The sequence below is a fragment of the Achromobacter sp. UMC71 genome (assembly GCF_014170305.1).
Classification (GTDB): Bacteria; Pseudomonadota; Gammaproteobacteria; order Burkholderiales; family Burkholderiaceae_B; genus Achromobacter.
Map to the genome: position 1 here is coordinate 20481 of NZ_LZZT01000004.1, position 19036 is coordinate 39516.

The 19036-nt window shown below is 67.5% G+C and carries 17 protein-coding genes; 14 read left to right on the forward strand and 3 right to left on the reverse strand.

Features of this window, described 5'->3' with window-relative positions:
* Nucleotides 1–9: 9 nt before the first annotated feature.
* A complete protein-coding gene (locus tag A9974_RS00710) occupies nt 10–2094 on the reverse strand; it encodes a hypothetical protein (RefSeq protein WP_183002283.1) in 2085 nt (694 codons plus the stop codon).
* 234 nt (nt 2095–2328) lie between these two features.
* On the opposite strand from A9974_RS00710, the gene thpR reads away from it, so the two are divergent.
* From thpR to A9974_RS00725, 3 genes are all read left to right on the forward strand, one after another.
* Nucleotides 2329–2859, forward strand: a complete 531-nt coding sequence (gene thpR / locus A9974_RS00715) for an RNA 2',3'-cyclic phosphodiesterase (RefSeq protein ID WP_183002284.1) — start codon at nt 2329–2331, stop codon at nt 2857–2859.
* A 78-nt stretch (nt 2860–2937) separates the two neighbouring features.
* Nucleotides 2938–3498 (forward strand): 5'-3'-deoxyribonucleotidase, encoded by a 561-nt coding sequence (locus A9974_RS00720; protein WP_183002285.1) that lies wholly within the window; start codon nt 2938–2940, stop codon nt 3496–3498.
* 129 nt (nt 3499–3627) lie between these two features.
* Entirely contained in the window at nt 3628–4965 is a 1338-nt protein-coding gene (locus A9974_RS00725) for an NAD(P)H-dependent oxidoreductase (protein WP_183002286.1), read from the forward strand.
* Nucleotides 4966–4969: 4 nt separating this feature from the next.
* On the opposite strand, the gene A9974_RS00730 is transcribed toward A9974_RS00725, so the two are convergent.
* Together A9974_RS00730 and A9974_RS00735 are read right to left on the reverse strand one after the other, a co-directional pair.
* Nucleotides 4970–5731 (reverse strand): FadR/GntR family transcriptional regulator, encoded by a 762-nt coding sequence (locus A9974_RS00730; protein ID WP_183002287.1) that lies wholly within the window; start codon nt 5729–5731, stop codon nt 4970–4972.
* Between the two features lie 133 nt (nt 5732–5864).
* Nucleotides 5865–6602 (reverse strand): SDR family NAD(P)-dependent oxidoreductase, encoded by a 738-nt coding sequence (locus tag A9974_RS00735; RefSeq protein WP_183002288.1) that lies wholly within the window; start codon nt 6600–6602, stop codon nt 5865–5867.
* A gap of 239 nt (nt 6603–6841) precedes the next feature.
* Here A9974_RS00735 and A9974_RS00740 point away from each other — a divergent pair, with 239 nt between their 5' ends.
* The 11 genes from A9974_RS00740 (at nt 6842) to lpdA (ending at nt 19033) form a co-directional block, all read left to right on the forward strand.
* Entirely contained in the window at nt 6842–7648 is an 807-nt protein-coding gene (locus tag A9974_RS00740) for a shikimate dehydrogenase (protein WP_183002289.1), read from the forward strand.
* Nucleotides 7649–7692: 44 nt separating this feature from the next.
* Nucleotides 7693–8928, forward strand: coding sequence for a branched-chain amino acid ABC transporter substrate-binding protein (locus A9974_RS00745; RefSeq protein ID WP_183002290.1), 1236 nt, complete (start codon nt 7693–7695; stop codon nt 8926–8928).
* Nucleotides 8929–9058: 130 nt separating this feature from the next.
* Nucleotides 9059–10000 (forward strand): branched-chain amino acid ABC transporter permease, encoded by a 942-nt coding sequence (locus tag A9974_RS00750; RefSeq protein ID WP_183002291.1) that lies wholly within the window; start codon nt 9059–9061, stop codon nt 9998–10000.
* Nucleotides 9997–11277 (forward strand): branched-chain amino acid ABC transporter permease, encoded by a 1281-nt coding sequence (locus A9974_RS00755; RefSeq protein WP_183002292.1) that lies wholly within the window; start codon nt 9997–9999, stop codon nt 11275–11277. The genes A9974_RS00750 and A9974_RS00755 overlap by 4 nt, the downstream gene beginning before the upstream one ends.
* On the forward strand, nt 11274–12026 hold the full coding sequence (locus tag A9974_RS00760; RefSeq protein WP_183002293.1) for an ABC transporter ATP-binding protein: 753 nt from the start codon (nt 11274–11276) through the stop codon (nt 12024–12026). The genes A9974_RS00755 and A9974_RS00760 overlap by 4 nt, the downstream gene beginning before the upstream one ends.
* Nucleotides 12023–12742, forward strand: coding sequence for an ABC transporter ATP-binding protein (locus A9974_RS00765; RefSeq protein ID WP_183002294.1), 720 nt, complete (start codon nt 12023–12025; stop codon nt 12740–12742). The genes A9974_RS00760 and A9974_RS00765 overlap by 4 nt, the downstream gene beginning before the upstream one ends.
* A 50-nt stretch (nt 12743–12792) precedes the next feature.
* Entirely contained in the window at nt 12793–13596 is an 804-nt protein-coding gene (locus A9974_RS00770) for an SDR family NAD(P)-dependent oxidoreductase (RefSeq protein WP_183002295.1), read from the forward strand.
* 38 nt (nt 13597–13634) lie between these two features.
* Nucleotides 13635–15818, forward strand: coding sequence for a thiamine pyrophosphate-dependent enzyme (locus A9974_RS00775; protein ID WP_183002296.1), 2184 nt, complete (start codon nt 13635–13637; stop codon nt 15816–15818).
* Nucleotides 15815–16306, forward strand: coding sequence for a VOC family protein (locus tag A9974_RS00780; RefSeq protein WP_183002297.1), 492 nt, complete (start codon nt 15815–15817; stop codon nt 16304–16306). Before A9974_RS00775 ends, A9974_RS00780 begins: the two co-directional genes overlap by 4 nt.
* 10 nt (nt 16307–16316) lie before the next feature.
* Nucleotides 16317–17627: a pyruvate dehydrogenase complex dihydrolipoamide acetyltransferase gene (locus A9974_RS00785; protein WP_183002298.1), complete on the forward strand. Its 1311-nt coding sequence runs from the start codon at nt 16317–16319 to the stop codon at nt 17625–17627.
* 8 nt (nt 17628–17635) lie between these two features.
* Entirely contained in the window at nt 17636–19033 is a 1398-nt protein-coding gene (gene lpdA / locus A9974_RS00790; protein WP_183002299.1) for a dihydrolipoyl dehydrogenase, read from the forward strand.
* The last annotated feature ends 3 nt before the right edge of the window (nt 19034–19036 follow it).

The following is a 19036-nucleotide window of genomic DNA, read 5'->3' on the forward strand; positions in this document are numbered from 1 at the left end:
CGTTTTCCTTCAGTTCGGCGGCAGCGTCGACAAGGGCTTGTTCGACAGGAAAATGGACTGAAGCTCGCTGTCAGTCAGCACGCGGTTCCACATCGCCAGGTCCCCGAACATGTGCTGATAGGGCGGCGCGGTGGTGCATTGCCCGACCGTGTAGGGTGGCGTGGCGCCGCATTTGTTCATCAGATAGGTACCGGTGCCGTCCTCGCCGATGCCCCATTGGGGAAAAGGCGACAGTTTTGACATATCCACGGCGCCGGTCGATTTGCCGGTTGCTACCCGGTTCGTCGCGCCGGTCACGGAATCAAACACCACCATGTTCATGGTTTTGGCGACCCCGTCGACGGAGAACGCGATATAAATCCAGCGGCCGACAGTGACCTGCGTGTAGGGACTGGTCGGGCCGTCCGCGCGCACGCCGGCCCCCGAGCCGATGTTGAAGGCGATGCCGCACTGGTTCCCTGAACTGGAGAACATGCCGATCGCCACGCCCGCGTTACCGCCACTGACGTAGTTCTTGTTCGCCAGAATCGTGACATTGCTGCGCGGCACGCATTCCGGCGCCTTGAACCAGAAGCCGATAGTGAACTGCGGCGCGGCCCCTTTGGACACATCGAATCCATTGGCGGGCGTCAGCCGATAGCCCTCCAAGCCACTGGTCGCGACGAAGTTGGTATCGACCAGCAAGCCATGGGTACCGGCAAACGGGCCGGGCACCACCAGGCCCGCCGAGGCAGGCAAATCGGGAGAAGCCGGACCCATCGTGCTGTTGCCCTGCGCGTCCACGGGAGGCAGCGTCGCGCTGAAGGGGTAGTAGGACACCAGGCCATTGCGCAGGGTCGCCGCCAAGGGCACCGGCGGCACATACGACACTGGCGGACTGATGATGGCGCGCGATGCCGCGGCGTCGCCTTGGCCAGCCTGGACGGTGTACGAGAACTGATAGGTGCCTTTCGCGGTCAGGTCCGCCGTCAGCTGATTGTCGGTGTAGGACGCGGTACCGGCCGGCAGCCGGGATGCGATGACGCGGCCATCCCGCAACACGTCGACGGTACGGTCGGGCAGCGGCGTCCACGTCAGCACTACACTGACCGACGACGAATTGTTATCGGCCACCGCAGCCGCCAGCCGGGACACCGGCTGTGGCCCCAGCAGCCTGCCGCCATCCAGCGCGTACTGGGCGGTATGGGGCAACGCATCCAGATACCCCAACACCGTCGGTGCAATGTCCGCAATGCTGGCGTATCCATACAGATCGGCCAACGTCGCGGGCACGGGCGCGCCGATGCCTTGTGCGCCGCTATTGCTGGCCTGGTTCAATCCGATGAAGGTGGCGGACTCGGGAACCAGCGGCAGCCCGTCGTCCTGGCTATTGGCGCTCAAGCCATGGTTGCCGGTCACGACAATCAGCCATTGGCTGTTCGCGGCCTTGGCCGTCTCATCCAGCATGGCTCCCACCGCCCGGTCCAGCTTGGACAGCGTCGCCGCGTAGTTCGGCGAACCCACGCCGTAGTCCACCGCGGCGTCCTTGGCGGAACGGAACTGCGCGACCACCGTGCGGTACCCACCGCCGATCATCTGCACCGCGTGGCCGGACACACAGTCCAGGGTGGAGGCATTGAGCGAACAGTCGGCCATCGTGTCCAGATAACCCGCGTCGTGATCCGCCACCAGCAATTGCGCCAGCTCGGCCGAAGCCACCGCCGCGCCGTTCTGGCCCGCGTTCCTGGCTTTCGACAGCTGGAACAGCGTGGCGCCGCGCAGCACTTGCACGGGGGCATTGGAGATCACGCCATGCCGGTTTGCCCAGGTACCAGTCAGCAGCGTCGCCCAGCCCGGCATGTCCAGAGTAGGCTGTTGGCCGGGCGTGCCCGCGACCCCGCCGCTGTACGCCAGCTGCACCTGCAGCCTGGCCAGATTCGGCAGCGTGCCCGCGGCCATGCCGCTCTGCACGGCGCCGTAGAGCGCGCTATCCATATCGATGATCAGCGCATGACGGCTCGCGGGCCCGGAAGGCGTGCCGGGTGCGCCGGCGCCAGGCGTGTCGCCGTCCGAGTCGTCGCTGCCGCCGCAAGCGGACAAGGCGAGCGACAGCATGGCCACGGCGGCCATCCGCCCCCAGGGAGCGACACGGCAGCTCCTGCGTCGCCCCAGATCCGTTGATGTGCGGGCCAGGACTGGCGTGGCGGGATGATCGGCTCTCATTTTCGACTGTCTCCGTTCAGGAAGGAATAGTCGAATTGGAGCCGAGCGGAGTTACCTGGCAGCGACGATTTCCTAGGAATCGATCGTCTTTGCTGCCGAATTTTTCGGCAGAACTACAATCCCCCCATGCCGACCATCCGCCTCTTCTACGCCCTCTGGCCAGACGCCCCGTTGGCGACCCACCTCGCCACCTGGGCCGATCAGGCCCGCACACACGCCCACGGCCGCGTCATGCGCACGGAAACCCTCCACATGACCCTGGCCTTCCTGGGTTCCGTGGAGCAAGAGATCGCCGACGAACTGATCGACGCCACGCCGTTTCACCGCCTGATCCCGGGCGCGGTCACATTGGATCGATATGGCGTCTTCGCCCGTCAACGCATCCTGTGGGCCGGCCCCAGCCAGGTGCCCGACCTGCTGCAGGCCACCCATGACGGGCTGTGGCTCTGGCTGTCCGCATTTGGCGTGATGCCGCCCGCCCAGCCATTCCGGCCGCACGTGACGCTGCTGCGCAACATCGAACGCAACGATCCGCCGGCGGCCGACCCGCCCCCGCTGACCTGGCGCTATGACCGCATGGTATTGGTGGCGTCGGAATCTTCTACCGGCGGCAGCCGCTATCGGGTCGTGGCGCAATCGCGGCCGCAGCCGGTCTAGGGCCGCGAGCCAGCCCGGACTGAGGGTTCTTTCGCCGCTCTGGCACAATCGAGCGCGTCGCAATGACTTAGGACTTCCATGATCATCCTGCTCGACCAAGACGGCGTGCTGGCCGACTTCGAACACGCCTTCATCGATGCCTGGCGGGCGCGCCACCCGGATATCGCGCCGGTGGCGTTTGAAGATCGCAAGTCGTTCTACATCCGCGAAGACTACGCGCCCGAACTGCGCGGCATGGCCGAGGCGATCTATACCGCGCCGGGCTTCATCCGCAACCTGCCGCCGGTGCCGGGTGCGCTGGATGCGGTGAAGGAACTGCTGGCGCTGGGCATGGACGTGCGCATCTGCACCTCGCCGCTGTCGCAGTTCGAGAACTGCGTGGCCGAGAAGTATCTGTGGGTGGAAAAACACCTGGGACGCGAGGCAACCAACCGGCTGGTGCTGACCAAGGACAAGACGCTGGTGTACGGCAATCTGTTGATAGACGACAAGCCGTTGATACAAGGCGCGGTCAAGCCGCGCTGGAAGCACATCCTGTTTGATGCCCCCTACAACCGCGGGGTAAGCGACCGGCCACGCATCACCTGGGGCAACTGGCGCAACGTACTGGCCGGGGAGCTCTATACGGCGGATGAGTGACGCCCGGATGACGAGCCGGCGATCCCTTCGGATGAGGCCCGTCGGCGCCGTTGCCCTGCCCTGTTCAGGCGGCGTGTTTTAGGACTATCCTGTGGTGCTGTATCCCCATTTCCTGGAGGAGCCTGCACCATGAATCTGCACCGTCTGCTCAAGCAGCGAGAAGCCGACCACAAGCCCTTGCGCGTTGCGCTGTTGGGCGCCGGAAAGTTCGGCGCGATGTTCATGAGCCAGGCTCCGCGCACGCCGGGCATGCGCCTGGTGGCGGTGGCCGATCTGATGCCCGACCGGGCCCGCGCGGCGCTGACACGGGTGGGGTGGCCGGCGGCGGCGCTCAATGCCGCCAGCGTCAATGATGCGCTCAAGAACGGCAAGGTCTATTTCAGCGACGACCCGTACGCAGTCATCGCCAGTCCCGATGTCGATATCGTCATCGACGCCACCGGCCAGGCGGCCGCGGGCATCGGCCACGTGCTGGCCTGCTGCGAATACGGTAAGCACATCATCATGGTCAACGTCGAAGCCGACGCGCTGGCCGGGCCCTTGCTGGCGCGCCGGGCGCGCGAGGCGGGCATTGTCTATTCGCTGGCCTACGGCGACCAGCCCGCGCTGATCTGCGAAATGGTGGATTGGGCGCGCGCCTGCGGTTTCGAGGTCATGGCGGCGGGCAAGGGCACCAAGTACCTGCCCGAATTCCATACCTCCACGCCGGACACGGTCTGGCCATATTACGGTTTCACCGCCGAAATGGTGGCGGCCGGCGACTTCAACGCGCAGATGTTCAACAGCTTCCTGGATGGCACCAAGAGCGCCATCGAGATGGCGGCGGTGTCCAATGCCACGGGGCTGCTGCCCTCGCCGTCCGGACTGCATTTCCCGCCTTGCGGGGTGGACGATCTGGCACGGGTGCTGCGCCCGCGCGACGACGGCGGCATTCTGCATCACCGCGGGCAGGTCGAGGTGATTTCCTCGCTGGAGCGCGACGGGCGGCCGGTGTTCCGCGACTTGCGTTGGGGCGTGTATGTGACGCTGGCGGCCGATAGCGATTACGTGCGCCGCTGCTTCAAGGAATACGGCCTGGTCACGGACCCGGGCGGCAACTACACGGCCATGTACAAGCCTTATCACCTGATCGGGCTGGAACTGGGCATCAGCGTGGCCAGCGTGGGTTTGCGGCGCGAGCCCACCGGCGCGCCGGCCGGCTGGCACGGCGACGTGGTGGCCACGGCCAAGCGCGACTTGCAGGCCGGCCAGCTGCTGGATGGCGAAGGCGGCTATACGGTGTATGGCCGCCTGATGCCGGCGCGCGACTCGGTGGAAGAAGGCTACTTGCCGCTGGGGCTGTCGCACCAGGTCAAGCTCAAGCACGCCGTGCGGCAATCGCAGGCGATCCGCTGGAGCGACGTTGAATACGACGACCGATCGCAAGCGGTGCAGTTCCGCCGCGAAATGGAACAGACGTTCGCTTGAATATCTACACCGGCGCTGGCCGTTCCGCCTGGAACAGCCGCAGCCGGTCGGCGGCGTTGCGCAGGTGCTGCTCGGCCGCCCGGCCGGCGGCATCGGGGTCGCCGCCTTCGATGGCGGCGAAGATCGCCTGGTGTTCGCTCTGCACGGCCGCCATGCGCTCGGCATACCTGCGCGCCGTGTTATTGCGCGCGCTGCGGATGACGCGGCGCACATTGGCTTCCAGGTAGTCGTTCAGCGCCACCAGGTGCGGGTTGTGGGTCGCCTGCACGATGGACTGGTGGAACTGGTAGTCCTCTTCGTCGCCCAGCTTGTCGTTGATCAGCGCATATTCCATGCCGACCAGCGCCTGGCGCATTTTCTTCAAATCGGCATCGCTGCGGCGCTGCGCGGCATAGCGCGCGGCGGTGACCTCGATGGACAGCATCAGCTCCAGGATGTGTTCCAGGTCCTGGCTGTCGCCCGGGGTGGGCGCGGCGATGCGAAAGGCGTTGCGCTGGAAGTTGGGATCGACGAACACGCCGCTGCCCTGCTGCGACGTGATCAGGCCTTCGGATTTCAAGCGCGCCAGCGCTTCGCGCACGACGGCGCGGCTGACGGCGTAGATCTCGGTCAGCTGCTTTTCGGTGGGCAGGCGGTCGCCCGGCGCCAGCGCGCCTTGGCGGATCTGCTCGGCCAACGCGTCGGCCACGCCGGCGGACAGCGAATGCTTGGGTGCGGCGCGTTGCGGGTCGGAATCCCGCTTGTCCTGTTCGGAAATGGGCTGCATGGGAATCATTAAAACGTAAGGCGGCTCGCGGGGCGGCGACCTTGGGTTATAGGAGTTTTCGACGTTTCACCACGGCCACGCCCTTGAAGATTTTAGGATTTTGCCGGATTCAAGGGCACGGCCGTTCCAGACTTTACGCGATATAGATGCCGCCGTTGACCTGCATGACTTCGCCGGTGACAAAGCCTGCCAACGGCGAGCACAGGAAGGCGATGGCGCCGGCGATTTCGTCGGCGGTGCCAAAGCGCCGCAGCGGGGTGCTTTCCAGCAGTTGCGCGCCCTTCTGGCCGATCAGGTCGTGGGTCATGGACGTGGCGATGATGCCAGGCGCCACCGCGTTCACGCGGATCAGCGGCGCCAGTTCCAGCGCCAGGCTGCGGGTGAAGCTCTGCACCGCGCCTTTGGACGCCGAATAGGCGGCGTGGGCGTAGCTGCCGCGCTGCGCGGCCAGCGAGGTCAGCAGCACGATCGAGCCGTTCTGGCGCAGGTGGCGCTGGGCGGCGCGGCACACGTAGAAGGTGCCATCCAGATTCACGCCCATCAACTTCTTCCAGGCCTCGTCGCTGGTGTCCTTGACCAGTTGCTCGGGGTAGATGCCGGCGCAATGCACCAGGTGATCCAGCCCGCCGAAATGCTGGGCGGCGCGTTCCAGCACCCGGTCGCAATCGGCCGAGGCGGCCACGTCCAGCGCATGGGTGTAGACCCGCTGGCCGCTGGCGTCCAGTTCGGCCGCCACCTCGTCCAGGCGCGCCTTGTCGATATCGGTCAGCACCAGCCGGGCGCCATGGGCGGACATCAGCCGCGCGGTCGCCAGACCGATGCCATTGCCGGCGCCGGTGATGGCCACTACCTGTCCTTCGAACGAAATCATCCTGTCTCCAAAACTGTATCCAAGCGATCCGCGCCCGCTTCCGGGCGCTGCCGTGGATTCGATTGAACCGCCAAATCCGTTGCTTGACACGGGAAAAACGCTTGACCTATTATTTATCTGACAACTTAATAAAGTTGACTGACAACTTGTATTGAAAGCGTAAATCAACTGGCGCTTTCAGGCAAGGGCGTCAGCAAAAAGCACGGCCACGGGCCGCAGGACAGGCAGGGGACAACCAGGTGGACATCACCGGCAGCACTACCGTATTCGCGATTGCGGCGGACCCGATCGCTCACGTCAGGACGCCCCAGCGGCTCAACGCCCTGCTGCGCGAGCGCGCCGTGGACGGCGTGATGGTCCCCTTCCACGTGGCCGCCGCCGGCCTGCCCGGGCTGTTCGCGGGCCTGCGCGGCCTGGCGAACCTGGGCGGCATCGTCGTCACCGTGCCCCACAAGGAAAGCGCCGCCGCCCTGTGCGACGCGCTCACCCCGGCCGCGCAGCTGATCGGCGCGGTCAATGCCGTGCGCCTGCAAGACGGCTGCCTGACCGGCGGCAACTTCGACGGCCTGGGCTTCGTGGCCGGCCTGCGCAGCCAGGGCCACGATCCGGCCGGCCGCGATGTCTACCTGGCGGGCCTGGGCGGCGCGGGCAAGGCCATCGCCTGTGCCATCGCCGACGCTGGCCCGGCCAGCCTGTCGCTCTACAATCGTTCTGCGGCCAAGGCCGAGGCCTTTGCCGAACGCCTGGCGCGGCATTACCCCGCGCTGGCCATCCATATCGCCGGCTCCCGCCCCGACTCCTGTGACATCGCGATCAATGCGACCTCGCTGGGCCTGGCCGACACCGATCCCCTGCCCTTCCAGCTGGACGCCCTGGCGCCCGGCGCCGTGGTGGCCGACGCCGTGATGAGCCGCGTCGACACGCCGCTGCTGCGCGCCGCCGCCGCACACGGCTGCCGCATCCATCCCGGCCTGTACATGCTGGAAGGCCAGATCACCGAAATTGCCCGCTTCCTGGGCATACAAGAGCCGCATCAAGCAGCTTGATCGATTCACGGACCCCACACTCCCGTCCCACGGAGGAGACACGCATGAAATTGGCTTTCACCACCGGCCTGCTATGCCTGGCCGGCATTGCCGCATCGGCGCAGGCCGCGCCCGTCAAGATAGGCCTGATCGAAACGCTGTCGGGCCCGCAGGCCTCGACCGGCCTGATGTTCCGCGCCGCGGTCAAGTACGAACTGGACCGCATCAACGCGGCCGGCGGCTGGAATGGCCAACCGCTGGAACTGGTCGAATTCGACAACCAGGGCGGCCCGGTGGGCGCGTCCGACCGCTTCCGCGCCGCGGCCGCCGAAGGCGTGCAGATCCTGGTGCAAGGGTCGTCGTCGGCGATCTCCGGCCAGCTCACCGAAGACGTGCGCAAGCACAACCTGCGCAACCCGGGCAAGGAAGTCGTGTTCCTGAACGTGGGCGGCGAAGCCCTGGAACTGACCGGCCAGAAGTGCCACTTCTATCATTTCCGCTTCACCACCAACGCCGACCTGCGCGTGAAGGCGCTGGCCTCGGTCATGTCGGCCGACGGCACGCTGGGCAAGCGCGTGTACGCCATCAACCAGAACTACTCCTGGGGCCAGGACATGGAAGGCGCCACCGAGCGCTTCGCCAGGCAGTACGGCTATGACGTGGTGGGCAAGACGCTGCACGAGGTCAACAAGATCCAGGACTTCGCGCCCTACGTGGCCCGAATCCGCGCGACCAACCCCGACACCGTCATCACCGGCAACTGGTCCAACGACCTGCTGTTGCTGATGAAGGCCACGCAATCGGCCGGCCTGAAGGTGCGCTTTGCCACGGTGTTCCTGGACCAGGTGGGCAACCTGGCCAACGCCGGCGAGGTGGCGCTGGGCCACTACATCGCGCACCCGTACAACATCGAGGCCGCGGGTGAAGACGGCGCCAAGTTCGCCGAGGACTACAAGGCCAAGACCGGCCACTACCCCAGCTACACCGAGCCGCAGACCGTCATCGGCATCACCTTCCTGGGCGAAGCGCTCAAGCAGGTCCCGCCCAAGGACGGCAAGCTGTCAGTGCCGGACCTGGCCCGCGCGCTGGAAAAGGTGACCTACACCTCGCCGCTGGGCACCTACACGATGCGTGCCGAAGACCACCAGGTGCAGCTGCCGATGGTGGTGTCCAAAGTCAGCAAGAGCGCCAAGTACAAGGCCGACGGCACCGACATGGGCTTCGAGCCGGTCAAGGTGCTGACGGCCGCGGACGTGTCCGCGCCGGTACAGGCCACTTGCAAGATGGTTCGCCCGGACTGATGGACCCCGCCGCGGGCCTTGCTGCCCGCGGCGGCATCACAACAGCGCTCGCCGGCGCGGGGCCGGAAAAAACAGAGCGTGATGGATCGCCAGGCGCCCGGCGCCTGCGCGCAAGGATTTTGGAGCGGACATGGAATACTTTACGGTCTCGCTGTTGAACGGCGTGATCTACGGCCTGCTACTTTTCATGGTGTCGGCGGGCCTGACGCTGATCTTCGGCATGATGGGCGTGCTCAACTTCGCGCACGCCTCGTTCTACATGATAGGCGCGTACGCCGCCTACACCCTGGCGCCCGTGACCGGGTTCTGGACTGCGTTGGCGCTGGCCACGGTCATCTCCGGCGTGCTGGGCATGGGGGTGGAACGTTACTTCCTGCGCCGCGTGCACAAGTTCGGCCACGCGCAGGAACTGCTAGTGACCTTCGGCCTGGCGTTCATCGTCGCCGAGCTCATCAAATTGTTCTACGGCGACTTCCCGGTCGACTACCGCGTGCCGCCGTTCCTGAACTTCGCCGCGTTCCGCGTGTTTGACGCCGACTACCCCTTCTATCGTTTGTTGATGGGCGGCGTATCCCTGGCGATGTTCGCGGTGATCTACCTGCTGCTGTCCCGTACCCGCGTGGGCATCGTAGTGCGCTCGGCGATCTACCGGCCGCGCATGGCCGAAGCCCTGGGCCACAACGTGCCGCTGGTATTCATGAGCGTGTTCGGCGTGGGCGCGGCCATGGCCGGGCTGGCCGGCGCGGTGGCCGGCGCGTTCTACACCACCAATCCGAACATGGCGCTGGAACTGGGCGTGCTGGTGTTCGTGGTGGTCGTGGTGGGCGGCCTGGGGTCGCTGGGCGGCGCCATGATCGCGTCGCTGCTGATCGGCCTGATCAGCTCGTTCTCGGTCGGCATCGACGCCAGCCTGGCGACGTTGTTCGGCCTGTTCGGCGCCGGCGAGTGGGCCGAAAGCGTGGGCGGCCTGATGACGGTGAAGATTTCCAGCCTGGCCGCCACGCTGCCCTTCCTGCTGATGCTGGTGGTGCTGCTGGTCAAGCCGTCGGGCCTGAAGGGAGAGCAAGCATGAACCGCCCCGTAAACGCTACCGGCCGCGTCTCGGCCGCGCTGCTGCTCGTGGCCTGCGTGGCCGCGCTGTGCGCCCTGCCCTGGCTGCTGCCGGCCGGACAACTGGTCGCGGCGGTGCAGATGCTGATCGCGGCCCTGTTCGCCTGCGCCTTCAATCTGCTGGCGGGCCAGGGCGGCATGCTGTCCTTTGGCCATGCCGCGTATTTTGGCGTGGGCACCTTCGCCACCATCCATGCCATGAACGCGCTGGGCGGCGCGGGCCTGTTGCCCACGCCGCTGATGCCGCTGGCAGGCGGCGTGGCCGGCCTGCTGTTCGGGCTGGTCGCGGGCTGGTTCGCCACCATGCGGTCTGGCGTGTATTTTTCGATGATCACGCTGGCGCTGGCCGAGCTGCTGCACGCGCTGGCGCCGCACCTGAAGGGCGTGTTCGGCGGCGAGGCCGGCGTGTCGGCGATGCGCATGCCCGCCTGGGGTTTTTCCTTCGGTTCGGACATCGAGGTGTACTTCCTTGTACTGGCCTGGGTACTGGTGTCGCTGGCGGCGCTGTACGGCCTGACCCGCACGCCGCTGGGCCGGCTGACGCTGGGCCTGCGCGAAAACGCCAACCGTCTGCGCTATCTGGGCTACCGGCCGCACACGCTCAAGACCATGGTGTTCGCGCTGTCGGCCATGTTCGCCGGCATCGCCGGCGGCCTGCAGGCCCTGAACATCGAAGCCGGCAACTACGTGCTGTTCGAGGTCAAGCTGTCCACCGATGCCGTGCTGTTCGCCTACATCGGCGGCGTCAACGCCTTCCTGGGACCGGTGCTGGGTGCGTCCATCCTGACCTTCCTGTCGCAGACGCTGGCCGACATCACCCGTTCGTGGCTGCTGTACCAGGGCATTCTGTTCGTGCTGGTGATGCTGTTCGTGCCGGACGGCCTGGTGGGACTGGTGCAACGCGCGGCCAAGTCGCTGCGCGAACGCGGGCTGGCCGACTGGCTGCCGCGCGCTGCGGTGACGGTGGCCAGCGGCCTGCTGTTGACGGGCGGCACGGTCTTCGCCGTGGAACTGCTGCAACGCATGTTCGCCCGCGACTACCGCGCGCTGCTGGCGATGAACCCCGATGCCGGCTGGCCCGCCATCGCGCTGTTCGGCCGCGACTGGGCGCCGCTGGCGCTGTCCACCTGGCTGGTGCCGCTGGCGTTGTTCGCCGCGGGTCTGGCCGCCTGCCGCTGGGCCCTGGCCTTGTGGCGCAGCGGCGCCGATGCGGCGCCCTTGCTGGAGGCCGCGAAATGAGCCACGAGATCCTGACCCTTTCCGATGTGCGCAAATCGTTCGGCGACGCGCAGATCATCCGCGGCGTGAACCTGCAGGTCGAAGCCGGCGAACGCCACGCCGTCATCGGCCCCAACGGCGCGGGCAAGTCCACGCTGTTCCACCTGATGTCGGGCTCGTTCGCGCCGACCTCGGGCGACATCAGCCTGCGTTCGCGCGCCATCGGCGGCCTGCCGCCGGAGCAGATCAACCGCCTGGGCCTGGCGCGTTCGTTCCAGATCACCAACGTGTTCCCGCGCCTGTCGGTGCGCGAAAACCTGCGCCTGGCGGTGCTGCGCATGCACGGCCTGGTCTACAACTTCTGGCGCCCCATCGCCCGCCACCGCGCGGTCAACGAGAACGTCGACCAGCTGCTGGAAAAGGTGCGCCTGACGTCCAAGCAGCACACCGCGGCGGGCGACCTGAACTACTCCGAGCAGCGCTCACTGGAAATCGGCATGACGCTGGCCTCGCGTCCCAAGGTCATCCTGCTGGACGAACCCATGGCCGGCATGTCGCAGCACGAGGTCGACTACACGGTCGAACTCATCAAGGACGTGACGCGCGACTGCACGCTGCTGATCGTCGAACACGACATGCAGGTCGTATTTTCGCTGGCCGACCGCATCAGCGTGCTGGTCTATGGCGAAATCCTGGCCACCGGCACGCCGGCCGAGATCCGCGGCGACGCCCGCGTGCGCGAAGCCTACCTGGGAGAGGAAACGGTATGAGCATGCAATCCCCCCTCTTGGCCCTGCAAGGCGTGCATGCCCACTACGGCAAGAGCCACATCCTGCACGGCATCGACCTGACGGTGAATCGCGGCGAAGTGGTCAGCCTGCTGGGCCGCAACGGCGCCGGCCGGTCCACCACCATGAAAAGCATTATGGGCCTGGTGGACGTGACGGCGGGCCGCATCGCCGTCGAGGGCCGCGACATCACCAACAAGCGGCCCTTCGAGATCGCCCGCGCCGGCCTGGGCTTCGTGCCGGAAGAGCGCGAGGTCTTCGCCAACCTGACGGTGGACGAGAACCTGCGCATGGGCGAGCAGCCGCCCCGCGCCGACGCGCCCGCCTGGACGATCGAGCAGATGTTCACCTACTTCCCGCGGCTGCAGGAACGGCGCAACACCCGCGCCGGCAACCTGTCCGGCGGCGAACAGCAGATGCTGACCATGTGCCGCTCGCTGCTGGGCAACCCCAAGGTCATGCTGATCGACGAACCCACCGAAGGCCTCGCACCCAAGATCGTGGAAGTGATCGCCGACGTGATTCGCGACATCCACCAGCGCGGCGTATCGGTGGTGCTTGTCGAGCAGAAGCTGACCATCGCGCTGAAGGTCTCGACCCGCGTCAGCGTGATGGGCCACGGCCGCATCGTATTTGAAGGGCCGCCCGCGCAATTGCACGAGCGCCAGGACGTCGTACAGGAATGGCTGGCGGTCTGACAGACGCCCGCCACCCCATGCATCCATCACGCACCGTTAAAGGCAAGCATTTGGACAATCCCTCTCAAGCCCCCCACGCCGACGTCATCCATGCCGATCTGCGCGGCAAGACCGTGGTGATCACCGGCGGCGCCAAAGGCATCGGCTACGCCACGGCCCAGGCCTTCGTCCGTCAGGGCGCGCGCGTTGCGCTGCTGGACATGGACCCTGCCGCGCTGGCCGAGGCCGTCGCCGGCCTGCAAGCCGCCGGCGGTGAATCCCTGGCCGCGCAAGCTTCGGTCACCGACGCCGACGCGGTTGAACGCGCCTTCGCCCAGGTCGAAAAGGCCTGGGGCGGCATCGACGTGCTGGTCAACAACGCCGGCATCTCGGCCAACAAGCCCACCCTGGACGTCACCGTGGACGAGTGGCGCCGCGCGGTCGACATCAATCTGACCGGCGTGTTCCTGTGCGCCCAGGCCGCCGGGCGCCGCATGGTGCCCAAGGGTGAAGGCTGCATCATCAATCTCGCGTCCATGTACGGCGTGGTGGCGGCGCCCGACCGCGCAGCCTATTGCGCCACCAAGGGTGCGGTGGTGCTGCTGACCGAAACCTTGGCCGTCGAATGGGGCCCGCAGGGCGTGCGCGTCAACGCGCTGGCGCCGGGCTACGTGGAAACGGACCTGGTGCGCGATCTGGCCGCGCGCGGCCGCCTGGACCCCGAACGCCTCAAGCAGCGCACGCCCTTGCGGCGCATGGCGCAACCGGCCGAAATGGCCGACCTGGCGGTCTTCCTGGCATCGCGCCAGGCCGCCTACATCACCGGACACACCCTCGTGGCCGATGGCGGCTGGAGCCGCTACAGCTACCTCTAACCGCATCGACGCACCCCTAATTTTCTGGAGATTCACTCATGGCCACCTACCAACCGCTCGGCTCGCAAGCGCCCTGGCGGCAACTGACGGTCGAGGCCGGCGACTGGCAGCAGGCAGACCCCGCGCTGCTGGCCACCATGCTGACCCAGCTGCACTGGATCCGCGCCTTTGAAGAGGCGGTGCTGGACCTGGCCGCCGCCGGCCTGGTGCACGGCCCGGCGCATTCGTCGGTGGGCCAGGAAGGCGGCGCCGTCGGCTCGGTGCTGGCGCTGGGCGCCGGCGACCAGATCAACGGCTCGCATCGCGGCCACCACCAGTTCCTGGCCAAGGCACTGCAACACGTCGCGCCGCTGGGCCTGGACCCGCGCAACCCGCTGACGCCCGCCATCGACGAAGTGCTGCACAAGACGCTGGCCGAGATCATGGGCCTGGCACAGGGCTATTGCCGCGGCCGCGGCGGCAGCATGCACCTGCGCTGGCTGGAAGCCGGCGCGCTGGGCACCAATGCCATCGTCGGCGGCGGCGTGCCGCTGGCGGCCGGGGCCGCCTGGGCGCACCGCCACGCCGGCACCGACCGCGTGGCCGTGACGTACTTCGGTGACGGCGCGGTGAACATCGGCTCGGTGCTGGAAACGATGAACCTGACCGCCGCGTGGAAGACGCCGCTGTGCTTTTTCATCGAGAACAACCGCTACGCCGTGTCGACCACGGTGGAAGAATCCACCGCCGAGCCGCGCCTGTCGGCCCGCGGCCAGGCCTTCAACATCCCCGCCTGGCAAGTGGACGGCATGGACCCGCTGGCCGTGCACCTGGCCATGTCCGAAGCCGTGGCCCACATGCGCGCCGGCAACGGCCCGACCATCATCGAAGTGGACGTGTACCGCTTCTTCCACCAGAACGGCCCCTTCCCCGGCAGCGCTTTCGGCTATCGCAGCAAGGACGAAGAAGCGCAATGGCGCCGCCGCGATCCGCTGGACAAGATCGCCGCGGAAATGATCGGCCGCCAGCTGATCACGCAGACAGAGGTCGATGCGCTGCGCCAGCAATGCAAGGACGTGATGAAGGACGTGACGGGCCGCCTGACCGAAGCCGCCGACGGCGGCAAGCGCCGCGTGCGCGCCGACCTGTGGCCGCGCCCGGACTTCCGCGACGTGGGCCTGCGCAGCGACGGCTCGGAGCTGGCCGGCCTGCGCTACCAGGATACCGACGACCATGCCGGCGCCCGCGTCGAACGTAAGTTCGTGGATGCCGTGGCCGACGTGCTGGACCGCCGCATGGAAACCGATCCGGGCGTGGTGGTGCTGGGGGAAGACGTGCACCGCCTGAAGGGCGGCACCAACGGCGCCACCCGCGGCCTGAAGGACAAATACCCCGACCGCGTGCTGGGCACGCCGATTTCCGAAAACGCCTTCGCCGGCCTGGGCGGCGGCCTGGCCATGGACGGCCGCTACAAGCCGGTGGTGGAATTCATGTACCCCGACTTCATGTGGGTCGCGGCCGACCAGATCTTCAACCAGATCGGCAAGGCCCGCCACATGTTCGGCGGCGACATCGACGTGCCGTTCGTGCTGCGCACCAAGGTTGCAATGGGCACGGGCTACGGCTCGCAGCACTCGATGGATCCGGCCGGCGTGTTTGCCACCGCGCCGGGCTGGCGCATCGTCGCCCCGTCCACACCCTACGAATACATCGGCCTGATGAACACCGCGCTGGCCTCCAAGGACCCGGTGCTGGTGATCGAGCATGTGGATCTGTACGCCTCGTCGGGCGACGTGCCCGAGGGTGACCTGGATTACGCCATTCCCTTCGGCCGCGCGCGCGTGCGCCGCAGCGGCAGCAAGGTCACGGTGCTGACCTACCTGTCGATGGTCAGCCGCGCCCTGAAAGCGGCCGAAGAGGCCGGCGTGGATGCCGAAGTCATCGACCTGCGCACGCTGGACCGCGCCAGCCTGGACTGGGACACCATCGGCGCCAGCATCCAGAAGACCAACAACGTGCTGATCGTGGAGCAAGGCGCGCGGGGCACGTCCTACGGCGCCATGCTGGCCGACGAGATCCAGCGCCGCTATTTCGACTGGCTGGACCAGCCGGTCAAGCGCGTGACGGGCGGCGAAGCCTCGCCCAGCATCTCTAAGGTGCTGGAACGCGCGGCCTTTGCCGATACCGAGGAAGTGATCGCCGGCCTGGCCGATGTGATGGCCGATCTGGGAGAACGGGCATGAGCGCCACCCTGAAGATGACCGTGCCGATGGAAGTCGGCCTGTGCTGCGCCGACCTGGACGCGATGCTGGCGTTCTACACCGAGGTGGTCGGCCTGGCGCTGGTGAACCGCGTCAGCGTGCCGGCCGACAAGGCCCAGGCCACCGGCCTGACGCGCCACGGCTACGCTGTGGCGCGTCTGCAGACCAGCTACGGCGAACGCATCAAGCTGCTGCAACCCGCCACGGCGCCAGAAGCAGCCGTGCGCGGCGCCGCCATCCTGGACCGCCAGGGCACGACCTACCTGACCTTCATCGTGAAGGACCTGGCCGGCACCGTCGCCCGCCTGCAATCGCGCGGCGTGGTCTTCGACAGCGCACCCGCGCCGATGCAGGTGCGCCCCGGCACCTGGCTGGCGTTCTTCCGCGACCCCGAAGGCAATGTGCTGGAACTGGTCGAATACGACGACCCGGCGGCCTACCGGCCCGACCTGGCCGTGCACGCTGAATAGGACGAACAACGTGGCAACCCTTATCAAACTCCCCTCCGTCGCGGCCGACACCGACGGCGGCACGCTGCATCAGTGGCTCAAGCAGGAAGGCGATACCGTCGCCGTCGGCGACGCCCTGGCGGAAATCGAAACCGAGAAAGCCATCGTCGAGATCAATGCCGAGCAGGCTGGCGTGCTGGGCCGCATCGTGGTGCCGGCCGGCGCCGCGTCGGTACCGATCAACACGGTGATCGGCGTGCTGCTGGCGCCGGGCGAAGGCGCGGCCGAGATCGAGCAGGCCCTGGCACAGGGCGGCGTGGCAGCAAAGCCGGTGGCAAGCGGCGCGGGTGCGGCAGCGCCGGCGGACAATGCCGCCGCGCCGGCGCAAGCAGGCAGTGCGGGCGCGTCGACCGGCGCCGCCACGGCACCGGCCGCCGCGGCAACGGCCGCCGCAACAATCGCTGCAACGGCTGCGCCCGCCACGGCCGGCGGCCGCCTGTTCGCCAGCCCGCTCGCCCGCCGCCTGGCCGCGCAATGGCATGTGAACCTGCTGGACGTGCAAGGCACCGGCCCGCGCGGCCGCATCGTGCGCCGCGACGTCGAAGCCGCGCGCGGCCGCGCCCCGGCCCCCGCTGTCGCTACCACCCAGGCCGCCCGCGCCGCGGCTCGCCGCGTACCGCACACCGGCATGCGCCGCGCCATCGCCCGCCGCCTGACCGAAAGCAAGCAGCACGTGCCGCACTTCTACCTGACGCTCGATTGCCGCATGGACGCCCTGCTGGCCCTGCGCGCGCAAGCCAACCACGGCGGCGCGGTCAAGCTGTCGGTCAACGACTTCATCGTGCGCGCCGCCGCCCTGGCGCTGCGCGAAGTGCCTGAGGTGAACGTCAGCTGGCATGACGATGCCATCGAATTCCATGCGGGCGCCAACGTCAGCGTGGCCGTGGCCACCGACGGCGGCCTGGTCACGCCCATCGTGCGCGACGCCGATGTCAAATCGCTGTCCGCCATTGCGGCGGAAATCGTGGAGCTGGCCGGACGCGCCAAGATCAACCGCTTGAAGCCCGAGGAATTCACCGGCGGTTCGCTCACGGTCAGCAACCTGGGCATGTATGGCATCAAGCAGTTCGCCGCCATCATCAACCCGCCCCAGGCCGCGATTCTGGCGGTAGGCGCGGCCGAACGCCGCCCCGTGGTCGGCGAGAACGGCGACCTGATCGCCGCCACCGTCATGACTGTCACGCTGTCGGCCGATCATCGCGCGGTGGACGGCGCCGTCGGCGCGCGCTGGCTGGCCGCCTTCAAGGCGCTGATCGAGAACCCCGTGCGTATTCTGCTGTGAGCCCCGCCATGACCAAGACAACCTTTGACCTGGTGGTCGTGGGCGGCGGCCCCGGCGGCTACGTCGCCGCCATCCGCGCGGCGCAGCTGGGCCTGTCCACCGCGCTCGTCGAACGCGCCGAGCTGGGCGGCATCTGCCTGAACTGGGGCTGCATCCCCACCAAGGCGCTGCTGCACAGCGCCACCGTCCTGCGCGCCTGCCGCGAGGCCGCGCACTACGGCGTGGCGGGCGCCGCCGATGTGCAAGCCGACCTGGCCGCCATGGTGGCCCGCTCGCGCAAAGTCGCCGGCCGCCTGGGCCAGGGCGTGACCCACCTGATGAAAAAGAACGGCGTCACGGTGTTCGCCGCCAACGCCAAGCTGGCCGGCGGCGGCCGCGTCACGCTCGACAGCGGTGCCATCCTGTCCGCCCGCCACATCATCCTGGCCACCGGCGCCCGCGCGCGCGAACTGCAGGCCCTGCCCGTCGGCGAACGCATCTGGACCTACCGCCAGGCCCTCACGCCGCCGGCCATCCCCAAGTCGCTGCTGGTCGTGGGCGCAGGCGCCATCGGCGCCGAGTTCGCCAGCTTCTACCGCACAGTGGGCGCCGATGTCACGCTGATCGACATGACCGCCCAGATCCTGCCGCAGGAAGACGCCGAGATTTCGGCGCTGGCCCGCAAGGCCTTCGAAAAGCAGGGTATCCGCGTGCTGACCCAATGCGCGGTCCAGTCATCCACCCTGACCGCAGCCGGCGTCAAGGTGGTGCTGGACCAGCAGGGCAAGCAAACTGAACTGGAAGTCGAACGCGTCATCGTCGCTGCCGGCATTGTCGGCAACGTCGAGAATCTGGGCCTGGAACACACCCGCGTCAAAGTCGAAAAAACCCACATCGTCACCGACGGCCTGTGCCGCACCGCCGAGCCCGGCGTCTACGCCATCGGCGACGTCGCGGGCGCCCCCTGGCTGGCCCACAAAGCCAGCCACGAAGCCGTGCTGTGTGTGCAAGCCATCGCCGGCAAACCCGTCCACGCCCTCGACCCGCTGCGCATCCCCGCCTGCACCTACTCGCATCCCCAGGTCGCCAGCATCGGCATGACCGAAGCCCGCGCCCGCGACCACGCCAAGCAGACCGGCCGCGACATCCGCGTCGGCACATTCACCTTCGCCGGCAACGGCAAGGCCATCGCCATGGGCGAAGACCAGGGCCTGGTGAAAACGGTGTTCGACGCCGCCACCGGCGAACTGCTGGGCGCGCACATCATCCACCCCGAGGCGTCGGAACTCATCGCCGGCTACGGCGTTGCCGCCGCTCTGGAAGCCACCGAAGAAGACCTGATGCACACCGTATTCGCCCACCCGACCCTGTCGGAAACCCTGCACGAATCGGTGTTGTCCGCGTTTGGACGAGCGCTGCACGGTTAAAGC